Source organism: Komagataeibacter oboediens, from assembly GCF_018491655.1.
Classification (GTDB): domain Bacteria; phylum Pseudomonadota; class Alphaproteobacteria; order Acetobacterales; family Acetobacteraceae; genus Komagataeibacter; species Komagataeibacter oboediens.
Map to the genome: position 1 here is coordinate 1 of NZ_JABLUU010000035.1, position 10170 is coordinate 10170.

Sequence of the window (10170 nt, forward strand, 5' to 3'; positions counted from 1 at the left end):
GATGTTAGCGATAAAATCACAAAAAGCGGAAATCTACGGTACCGGATCGCTGCAATTGGCGTGACCTCAGGAACGCAAGTCGACCATATCGACTATCATCGTGTAGGGGTTCTTCCGTCTATCACGTGGGACATTGATCCGAAGACTTCACTGACTTTACTCGGTATGTACATGTACACACCCGGCAATGGTACGAATTATATGCAGTACCCGACGTGTGGCACATTAATTCAAAACAGTAGTTGCCCCCGTATACCTCGGAATACGTTTGCTGGATATAAAAGCTGGAACCAGCAAGGCTCGAAAGAAGCTATGTTTGAATTTATGTTCAATCATAAATTCAGCGATTTTATTTCTTTTTCGCAGGTCTTCCGATATGAAGACTCACGAAGCAAAACGGAAGATACTTATAGTAACGGTTACACTACTAATGGTTATGCAAATTCATACACAGAACTTACTCCGTGGTCGATTCAAGGTCGTTCTCAGACCATTGGATTGGATTCTCGTGTTTATGGAAAGTTTTCAACTGGACCAGTGAAGCACACGTGGGTTGTTGGATCGGATTTTAGACAGTTAGAGTATACACAAAACGCGCTTTATGACTACACAAACAATTACATACAGAACACGTATCGTCCTACACTAAATACCCCAGTATGTGTGGATATCAATTCTCCGTCCTGCGTGGTGTATGGCAGTGTTGGGCCGTATAATTACTTTCAAGAGGGTGTTTACTTTCAGGATCAAATAAAATGGAAAGGACTTTCTATACTTCTTGGTGGGAGAGAAGACTGGGTTAGCTATGACAAAAATAGATATTCTGTAAATAATGACAATGACAGTCATACAATCACATACAAAAAGCAAGCAGAGACATTGCAGCCTCAGCATGCTTTCACGTGGAGGGCAGGTTTGGTATATAATACAAAATTCGGATTATCTCCTTATTTCAGTTATTCTACATCCTTCGTTCCGCAGGCAGGTCAAACAAATTATTTGGGACAATCCTTTGCTCCGTTAACTGGCAAACAGCTTGAAGCGGGACTAAAATATAAGGTACCACACAAGGATATTCTACTGACAGCAGCAGCGTTTCATATTGATGAAAATCATTATCTAATTAGTGATTTAACGCATACCGGATTTAGCACTGACGGAGGCCGCGTTCGGTCTCAGGGTTTCGAGGTGTCGGCAAATGCCAATGTAACGAAAGATTTACGGCTTGTCGCGTCCTATACTTACACCGACATCCGGTTCGCAAAAACTAACGAAACTGCGCAACGGGAAGATATCTATGGAAACTATTATGGTAATGCGGTTTCAGAGTCTGGAAAAGCAGTTCCTTACATGCCGCGCAATATGTTTTCAGTTTTTGCTGATTATACAGTTTCATCAAAGTGGACAAAAGGATTGGGTATAAACTGGGGAATGAGATATGTTGGATATTCTTACGTAGATAACGTAGAATCATTTAAAACCCCGTCGTACATATTATTTGACATTGGCGCGCACTATGACTTCGGGCAAGCATCCCCAGCACTGAAGGGCCTGAAGGCGCAACTTTCTGTATCGAACCTCACAAACAAATATTACGTAACAAGTTGTGATGGTTATTTTTGCTATGTCGGACAGGGCCGCAGATTGTACGGGAACCTCACATATAACTGGTAAGTGAAGTGAAGCGCGCGATCTGTAGCGCCTGCAACATTCGCCAGCCATTCAAAATTTTCCATGCAATATTCGCGTGATGTCCGAAAATCTGTTGGGGTTGAGCCGACGATGAAAAACACAATAACTACAATGGATTGATCACCTTAGGGCGGCAAGATTCAGTGGGTTTCATGATGCAAGAAGTGAGCGCCCGCTGAATTATGTCCCGCAATATCTGTGACTCACGCCGGCGCGCATTAGACAGCTGCTCACCGCCCAAACTGAGAGAAAATTTCAGCCTGACCACAAGACGTTACGGGTCGTCCCCTTGCCAAACTCGTGGAGCGGAGTTGTGCAACATCCGTGAGGTCGCGCTGCAAGTCCCGTGATGTGGCAGTGCCCGATACGGGATGGGGTTAACCCGAGCCGTGCGGCATTCTTGCCTGGATCATGCTCTCCGGAGCACCACGATATGACCTGGTAAATGAACGATTTTCATGCCCGATGTCGCGGCAATGGTCGAGAGTGCTTCGTCAGGCTGGTCGATGCGAAACACACCGCTGATCCGGCTGGCGGTCGGCGCGTCTCCCCAGACATAGACGGCTCCGTGCCGATAGCGGGAGATGGCCCGCACGGCCTCGGCGAGTGTGGCATTGTCCAGTGTCAGATCACCGCGCGACCAGGCGGCGATGTCATCGGGGCTGATGTCTCTCTCGACCGGAAAAGTAGTGCCATGGGCGTAGGCAAGGCGCTCGCCCTCGCTGAGTCGGACGGCCACGGAATGGGTAGAAGGCGTGTAGACATCCACAAGGCCCTGACCGACGCTAACCGTGACACGGTCAGGGGCATCCCGCACTTCGAACACCGTGCCGACATCTTCAATCCGCCCGTCCTGATCCGTCACGCGAAATGGCCGGTCGGCATCATGGCGAACCTTGAAAAGGGCATTCCCCCTTAGCAGGGTGATGTCCCGATGATGGGCCGAATAATGGATGGCAATCGCGGTATCGCTATCGATAATGGCTTCTGAACCATCGGCCAGCGCCACGGTCTGAATGGTCGTGCCGGTCCACTGGTCGGCCTGGAGCCATGTCCTGAATACCGGGGCATACAGAAAAATGGCGGCCGACGCGGCAATGGCTGTGAGGGAAAACAGCCCGGCTTTCAAAGTCTTTTTTCGACCCATGCGCGTCCATGACGCCTGCAGGGCCTGATCCTGTGCAGGGGAAATACGGAGTGCCCGCCAGAGCCTGCGTTCCTGCTCGAAAACCGTATTGTGGTCCGGGGACGCCGCACGCCATTCACGAAACTGCGCGAGTTCTTCCTCGGTCATCTCTCCCGATGCCATGCGCACGATCCAGCGCCGCGCGGTGTCCGCGATGTCAGACTGTGTCTGGGTCACATTGCATCCATGGCTGTTTCGCCGCTCTCAACTGTAAGACGGCTGGAAACCGCATCTTTATACTGGCAGGTCATGGTTTAAGTAAAATATCAGTCTTCCCGGACCGTGGCTAACAGGTCGAGCGCCCGCTGCACGTAACGGTTGATCAGAGACACCGATTTACCCGAACGGCGGGCGATTTCCGTCTGGCTCAGTCCATGGAAGCGATTGAGACAGAAAATAGTCTTCATGGGTTCGGGCATGGTTTCAATCACGTTTTCCACCAGAGCCAACCTCGTTTTCCCGGCCAGTTGCTGTTCGGCGGTCGGGCTGTCGTCCTCAAGCCAGAGCAGGTCGTGAATGCTGTCCTGCACGTCTTCACGGCGGGACAGGCTGCGCGCGTGATCAATCGCCAGATTGGAGGCCAGCCGATAAAGATAGGCATGCGGGCTGAGGATGACAGCCTCAGGTTCAACACGCTGGATTTTTTCGAACAGGGACTGAACGGCGTCTTCTGCGGCTTCGCGGTTCTTGATGATTCGGTACATGAGATGAAACAGCGAAGGCCGTTCTTTCATCATCAGGGTCGTCAGGGTGGCGATGTTATCCTGCATGTCATCGGGTCATCCATGGAATCCTCATTGCCCGTAGCATTGTTAAGAATAGTTCGCAATATTGGATGATGGCATGACCGCCATGTGCGACAGCAGAATTGTATTCCAGAGCAGACTTTAAACTGATGGATGGCTGTCACAACGCACAATGCCTGCGCGATTGGGCATTCATGTGCGCACCATAAAATGTCTGCTAAAGCACACATTATCTGCTATAAAGTATGTCATGAAAGACAATGCCAGCAGAGTCACACGCCATCTGTCCCGGAGTACGAAAGCGGCGCTCCAGCTTCTGGGTGCCGAGGTGTCGGTAATGAGAAAACAGAAAGGCTGGTCGGAACAGGAACTGGCCACGCGCGCGGGCGTCTCACGCACCTCGCTGCGGGCGGTCGAGAAGGGGGAGGCCACGGTGCAGGTCGGGATCGCTTTTGAAGTGGCGATCACCGTCGGACTGTCGCTGTTCGGGGGGGAGGACGCCATGGCGCGGCAATGGCAACATGAAACCGAGCGCCTCGCCCTGCTGCCTCAACGCATGCGGGCCAGAAGCGCAGGTCAGGTGAATGATGACTTCTGAGACGCGGATCACCTATTCCGCCCAGGACGCATTCGTCTGGATATGGCTGCGTGGGGCTACGGCTCCGGTCGTTGCCGGCAAGGTGTACCATACGCATCCCGGAGCGGATGAGTATCGCTTCCTGTACGGGCAGCGCTATCTGGCCAATCCAGACGCCATTTCGCTGTATGAACCCGATCTCCCCCTCAGGGTGGGGAAGCAGATTCCGCCCGGGCAGCACAATCTGGCACCCTGTCTTCGTGATGCTTTGCCAGATGCTTGGGGACGTCGCGTGATCATCAGTGACCTGACGGGCCTGAAAAAGGGCAGGGCTGGAGACGACCGATGCCGACGAACTGACATTTATGCTCCGGTCCGGCTCAGACAGGATCGGGGCAGTGGACTTTCAGGCCAGCGCCAGGGAGTACGTCGCGCGCGGGGAGGACTACGCGTCTCTTGAAGACCTCTAGAGGCTGGCCGACATGGTGCAGTCCGGCGAGCCCATATCGCCGGTTCTGGACTGGGCAGTCCTGCATGGCAGTTCGATCGGTGGAGCGCGGCCCAAGGCATTGCTGACGGACGGGGGGCGACGCCTTATCGCCAAGTTTGCCGCCTCGAACGATCCGTTCGGCATGGTCAAGGCGGAATTCGCCACCATGCGCCTTGCCGCGAAGGTGGGGCTGACTGTGGCCCAAATCGATATCGAGCATGTACTGAACCGCGATGCCCTCATTGTCGAGCGTTTCGACCGGCTTCCGGCGGGGCAGGGACAGATGGCACGGCGCGCCATGGTCTCGGCCTTGACATGGACGGAGGAACAGGAGATGGCCTCGCGCCACGTGAGCTATGTGGAGCTTGCTGAAATCATCCGCACACGCTTTTACGATGCGGCTGCTGATCTCCGTGAGTTGTTCCGTCGCCTGACGTTCAACATCCTTGTCGGCAATACCGACGACCATTGCCGCAATCATGCCGGCTTCTGGAACGGTCGGGATTTACGCCTGACGCCCGCCTACGATATCGCGCCCCAGATACGCGGCGCGGCGGAAGCCAATCAGGCATTGCTGATAACGGACAGCCACCGGGAGCCTCTCCTCGTTCACGCGCTTGAGGCGGCACCGGCCTTTCGCATTGCCTCGGAACAGGAGGCACGTCGGATGATCGACGACCAGGTCGGTGTCATCCGGGCCAACTGGTCCAGTGTCTGCGACGATGCGGGTATGACGCAGGTGGAGCACGAGTTTTTCATGGGGCGCCAGATCCTCAATCCCTATGCCTTCGAGGGGTACGCGGCCTATCCGGGCTTTCTCTGACAGGCGGTTGCAGGAGGGGAAAACGACCAAAGCCCCTTGGCCCAGAATTGCGCCAGCGGAGGGAGACGTCTGGCGGTCGTGGATTTTTACATCGCCCAGATTCAAAAAAAGCCTGTTGCAAATAGGGAACAGGAAACGGGCAGATGGAGCAGCAAGCGCCACGCCACGAACTTTGTTGCCGCACGCAACGTCCGGCGTCGCGCCGACCGTGCTCACCCGGCCGGGTGGCACAGGTCCGGCTATATCACGGATCTTGCATACCCCCGGTCCACCCGTTTGGCATGGGGCACATCACGCCTTTTGCACACCCAAAGCGCACGAATCTGGCATCATGCCTACCCATAAAACTTTGTTTTCATATGACAAATACGCCTCGGTTTCAGGACAATTCCCGTCCTCGGTTTCCGTCCCTTTTCTCGCGGCTCATCACACCCAGCACGCCGCTTCGTCCGAACGCCCCCGCCTGACGAGAAGCGACGCAAAACCTCACACACGACCGGCCGGGGGAGGGGGGCCTCCCACCCTTGGTGATCTGACGCACCCGCCGCCATAGGCCCGCAAACAGACCAGTGTGAAAAAAAGACCGGCACAGGTGTGGAGACCTGCGCCGCCGTGTCGTCTTCCCTTTTATGACATTATTTGAGAATCCGTCTCACTTGCATATGGGAGCATCGTTCAACAATGGGTCACACATTGCGCCACCAGTCGGCGTCTGTTGCAGGGGTCTGCCTCATGACCCTGCTGGCTTCAAGTTGTCTTTCCGGGCTGATGACCCAGGCCGCAAAGGCGCAGACGGCGTCCGCCAGTACCGGCGCGACCCGGCATTTCACGATCGCGGCGCAACCCCTGCGCACGGCCCTGCACCAGTATCTGGAGCAGTCCGGCGTTCAGGTCGCCTATCCGACGGCGGCTGCAGGCAACGTCCGGGCCGCCGCTGTCACGGGAAATCTTACGCCTCAGGAGGCCCTGTCCCGCCTGCTGGCAGGGACGGGCCTGACCTGGCGCGCCACGGGGCCGAACAGTGTGACCCTTGCGAAATCAGCCGCTAATATAACTCTCGGTCCTATCCGTGTGGGAGGAACCGTTACGCATCAAAATCCGACTGGTCCTGGCGTCGGGTATGTCGCTACCACCACTATGTCGGGTACTAAAACTGACACACCAATCACGGAAATTCCCAATTCGATCTACGTGGTAACAAAACAACTGATGCAAGATCAACAACCGCAAAATGTGGTTGAGGCGCTCCGCTACACACCTGGCGTATATTCAGAAAGTTTAGGAAATTACTCCAACGGAAGTGGATTGGATGGAACCAACAGTGGAATAAAACAGAGAGGATTCAGTACAACGTCGTTTGTCGATGGTTTGGCTCTAAATAGTGGAAGCGCTGGGGAAACAGCTTTTATCGACCGAATCGAGGCGGTGAATGGCCCAGCATCTGTGATGTATGGACAAACTAACCCAGGCGGTATGATTGGTATCAGTCTCAAAAAGCCCACGGATGTACCTTTACATCAGGTCTCCCTTGGTTTTGGCAGTTGGGGGCGTTATGAGGCGACAGCGGACGTTAGTGATAAGATTACAAAAAGTGGCAATCTACGCTATCGTGTGGCAGCAATGGGCGTAACCTCCGGAACGCAGGTTGATCACATTGACTATCATCGTGTGGGGGTTCTGCCATCACTTACGTGGGATATTGATCCTAAGACTTCACTAACTTTACTCGGCATGTATATGTACACACCAGGAAATGGTACGAATTATTTACAGTACCCTACCTGTGGAACATTAATTCAAGATGCCAACTGTCGCCGTATTCCACGAAACACATTTACTGGATATAAGAGTTGGAATGAACAAGGTTCAAAGGAAGCGATGTTTGAATATATGTTCAAACACGACTTCAATAAGTATATTTCCTTTTCACAAACTTTCAGGTACGAAAATTCTCATAGTGAACAAAATGATGTTTATAGTCGAATTGGCATTACCAACTCCGAGGTTGGTGTACGTCCATGGTCCATTAATTCACGATCAACAACCATAGGTCTAGATTCACGTATTTATGGAAAATTTTCTACCGGCTTTTTGAAACACACATGGATTGTTGGTTCTGACTTTAGGCAATTAGAATATATGCAAAATGCATTTTACGATTATACACAAACGTACACCCAAAATTTATATAATCCAACGATGAATACCCCTGTATGTGTAAATATTCATTCAGCTGCGTGTGAAGTCTATGGAAGTACGGGACCCTATAATTATTTTCAGGAGGGAGTTTATTTTCAGGATCAAATTAAGTGGAAAGGCTTATCTGTTCTTCTTGGGGGACGTGAGGACTGGGTGAACTATAACAGTAATAGATATTCTGTTAATAACGATAATGCGGCTCACACTATAACAAAATCAAGCCTTGTGGACGCACCTGAGCCACAACATGCGTTCACGTGGAGAGCAGGCTTGATATATAATACTAGGTTTGGTTTAGCTCCTTATTTTAGTTACTCGACATCTTTCGTTCCTCAAGCTGGATCGACAGATTATCTGGGAAAACCGTTTTCTCCATTAACGGGAAAGCAGATGGAAGCTGGACTGAAATACAAGGTACCAAATAAGGACATTCTTCTTACAGCATCTGCATTTCGTATCGACGAAGACCACTATCTTATCAGTGATCTTGAGCATTCTGGATTTAGCTCGGATGTTGGTAAAGTGCGGTCTCAAGGATTTGAAGTTTCTGCAAATACCAATGTTACTAAAGATCTACGGCTTGTCGCATCCTATACTTATACTGATATTCGTTTTGCCAAGACAAATCAGACAGCACAACGAGTAGATGTTTATGGAAATTCTTACGGTAATGCTGTTTCTGAAACGGGAAAGGTTGTGCCGCAAATGCCTCGGAATATGTTTTCCGTCTTTGCTGACTACACGGTTCCTACCAGTTTTGCCAAAGGTCTCGGTATCAATTTGGGTATGAGATACGTAGGTTCTACTTATGTGGATAATGTGGAATCTTTTAAAACACCATCATACATACTATTCGATATTGGCGCCCACTATGATTTCGGACAGGCAATCCCGGTATTAAAAGGTCTAAAAGGGCAACTTGCAGTATCAAATTTAACTAACAAATATTATGTCACGAGTTGTGATACATCGTTTTGTTATACCGGCCAAGGACGTCGCCTTTATGGAAACTTGACTTACAATTGGTAAAATTTCACCGTTCGAAACTGCACCGACTTTCCTTATTTAGATTCAATGGATTGCTCCTCGTCTTAGCGCCAAAGTCGTGGGGCAACGCCGCTGCGAGTTCTATAGAGTGACCCATGTAAGAAACGTGGGTTCTCTCCATACAATAGGCGTGGGGCGTCTCATACCGAAAAGGGAATATCCCCCGGCCAGGGCTTGAGGGACACCCGACGCAAAAACCACAACGGTACACCTTAAAGATTACCCGCCTCGCGCACCAGTCCAAAACTGAAGGCGAATTTCACCGTGACGACAAGACCTTACCCATCATCCTCATGCCAAACTCGTGGACCGGGGGGCGCGACATCCGTGATGCCATCCATTATGCCGGTGGTTGGGCAGCGTGGTTGCGGACGGCCTAAGGGGGTAGAAATCGAAATAATGCTGCTCTTCGAACTAGGCGCAGACGAAACTGAACAGGTCGATGCCCGTTCGGGGCGATAGCGCTAGCGCACAGGTCATGAGTTGGGAAATCGGGCGTTCTTTGTCGGCACGGGGCTTGTAGTCAAGGACATAAATGCGACCATTGCGAATTTGCAGGAAATCTAGGCTCACGACCTATTAATTTATTGAACTGAGCGGGACGTTGTGATTCACAGGCTTACCGATGGAGGTTGAGGCTGTGAGTGAGGTATTTTTGCTATCTGAGAGCCAGATGGAGCGGATTGAGCCATTTTTCCCTCTGGCACACGGAGTACCACGCGTGGATGACCGGCGGGTCCTGAGCGGGATCGTTTATGTGATCCGCAACGGCCTTCAGTGGAAAGACGCCCCGAAAGCGTATGGTCCGCACAAGACTTTGTATAATCGCTTCATCCGGTGGAGCCGCCTGGGTGTCTTTGACCGGATCTTCGTCGCCCTGACAGAACAGGCTGGGCGTTCGAAGCGCCTGATGATCGATGCGACACATCTCAAGGCGCACCGGACATCGGCGTCCCTGCTCAAAAAAGGGTTTTTCCCGCCATATCGGGCGGACAAAAGGTGGGCTGAACTCAAAACTCCATGCCGTGTGCGATGGTCAGGGTCGGCCTGTTCGCCTGCATCTGACAGCAGGTCAGGTCAGTGACTTCAAGGGCGCAGACGTGCTGCTGGCAGATCTCTACGACGAGACAGAAGAAATCATCGGGGACAGAGGCTATGACAGCAACCGGATCAGGTTATCGCTTGCAGAACGCAATATCACTGCCTGTATTCCCCCGAAAAAGAACCGGAAATCAAAGCCGCCTTACAACTGGCATCTATATAAAAAGCGCCATCTGATCGAAAACATGTTCGCAAGGCTGAAAGACTGGCGACGTGTTGCGACCAGATACGACCGCTGTGCTCATACATTCATGTCTGCAATCCACATCGCAGCAAGCTTCATCTTCTATCTTAAAGAATGAGTCCTGA

General features: G+C 51.8%; 7 protein-coding genes. 5 read left to right on the forward strand and 2 right to left on the reverse strand.

The annotated features are described in order from the left end of the window. A partial coding sequence (locus tag HNO79_RS16075) for a TonB-dependent siderophore receptor (RefSeq protein WP_214165918.1) occupies nucleotides 1–1674 on the forward strand: 1674 nt, incomplete at its 5' end. A gap of 427 nt (nucleotides 1675–2101) precedes the next feature. Here the strand turns inward: HNO79_RS16075 and HNO79_RS16080 are convergent. Together HNO79_RS16080 and HNO79_RS16085 are read right to left on the reverse strand one after the other, a co-directional pair. Beyond that, on the reverse strand, nucleotides 2102–3055 hold the full coding sequence (locus tag HNO79_RS16080; RefSeq protein ID WP_214165919.1) for a FecR family protein: 954 nt from the start codon (nucleotides 3053–3055) through the stop codon (nucleotides 2102–2104). 89 nt (nucleotides 3056–3144) lie between these two features. Next, on the reverse strand, nucleotides 3145–3648 hold the full coding sequence (locus tag HNO79_RS16085; RefSeq protein ID WP_214165920.1) for an RNA polymerase sigma factor: 504 nt from the start codon (nucleotides 3646–3648) through the stop codon (nucleotides 3145–3147). A gap of 226 nt (nucleotides 3649–3874) precedes the next feature. Between HNO79_RS16085 and HNO79_RS16090 the strand changes: the two genes are divergently transcribed. The 4 genes from HNO79_RS16090 to HNO79_RS16105 all read left to right on the forward strand — a co-directional run bounded on the left by HNO79_RS16090 (nucleotide 3875) and on the right by HNO79_RS16105 (nucleotide 10163). Beyond that, complete coding sequence (locus HNO79_RS16090) at nucleotides 3875–4222, forward strand: helix-turn-helix transcriptional regulator (protein ID WP_275954944.1); 348 nt, start codon at nucleotides 3875–3877, stop codon at nucleotides 4220–4222. A gap of 461 nt (nucleotides 4223–4683) precedes the next feature. Further along, nucleotides 4684–5514, forward strand: a complete 831-nt coding sequence (locus HNO79_RS17330; RefSeq protein ID WP_244987587.1) for a type II toxin-antitoxin system HipA family toxin — start codon at nucleotides 4684–4686, stop codon at nucleotides 5512–5514. 732 nt (nucleotides 5515–6246) lie between these two features. Continuing rightward, on the forward strand, nucleotides 6247–8742 hold the full coding sequence (locus tag HNO79_RS16100; protein WP_244987588.1) for a TonB-dependent siderophore receptor: 2496 nt from the start codon (nucleotides 6247–6249) through the stop codon (nucleotides 8740–8742). Nucleotides 8743–9400: 658 nt separating this feature from the next. Continuing rightward, a protein-coding gene (locus HNO79_RS16105; protein ID WP_214165923.1) for an IS5 family transposase occupies nucleotides 9401–10163 on the forward strand; the annotation gives its coding sequence in 2 pieces (ribosomal slippage) (nucleotides 9401–9735 and nucleotides 9734–10163; 765 coding nt in all). The last annotated feature ends 7 nt before the right edge of the window (nucleotides 10164–10170 follow it).

What these genes read in the sequence shown, in the direction of transcription:
- HNO79_RS16085 (WP_214165920.1), bottom strand. Translation starts at nt 3,648, where the DNA reads ATGCAGGATAACATCGCCACCCTGACGACCCTGATGATGAAAGAACGG.
- HNO79_RS16090 (WP_275954944.1), top strand. Translation starts at nt 3,875, where the DNA reads ATGAAAGACAATGCCAGCAGAGTCACACGCCATCTGTCCCGGAGTACG.
- HNO79_RS17330 (WP_244987587.1), top strand. Translation starts at nt 4,684, where the DNA reads ATGGTGCAGTCCGGCGAGCCCATATCGCCGGTTCTGGACTGGGCAGTC.
- HNO79_RS16100 (WP_244987588.1), top strand. Translation starts at nt 6,247, where the DNA reads ATGACCCTGCTGGCTTCAAGTTGTCTTTCCGGGCTGATGACCCAGGCC.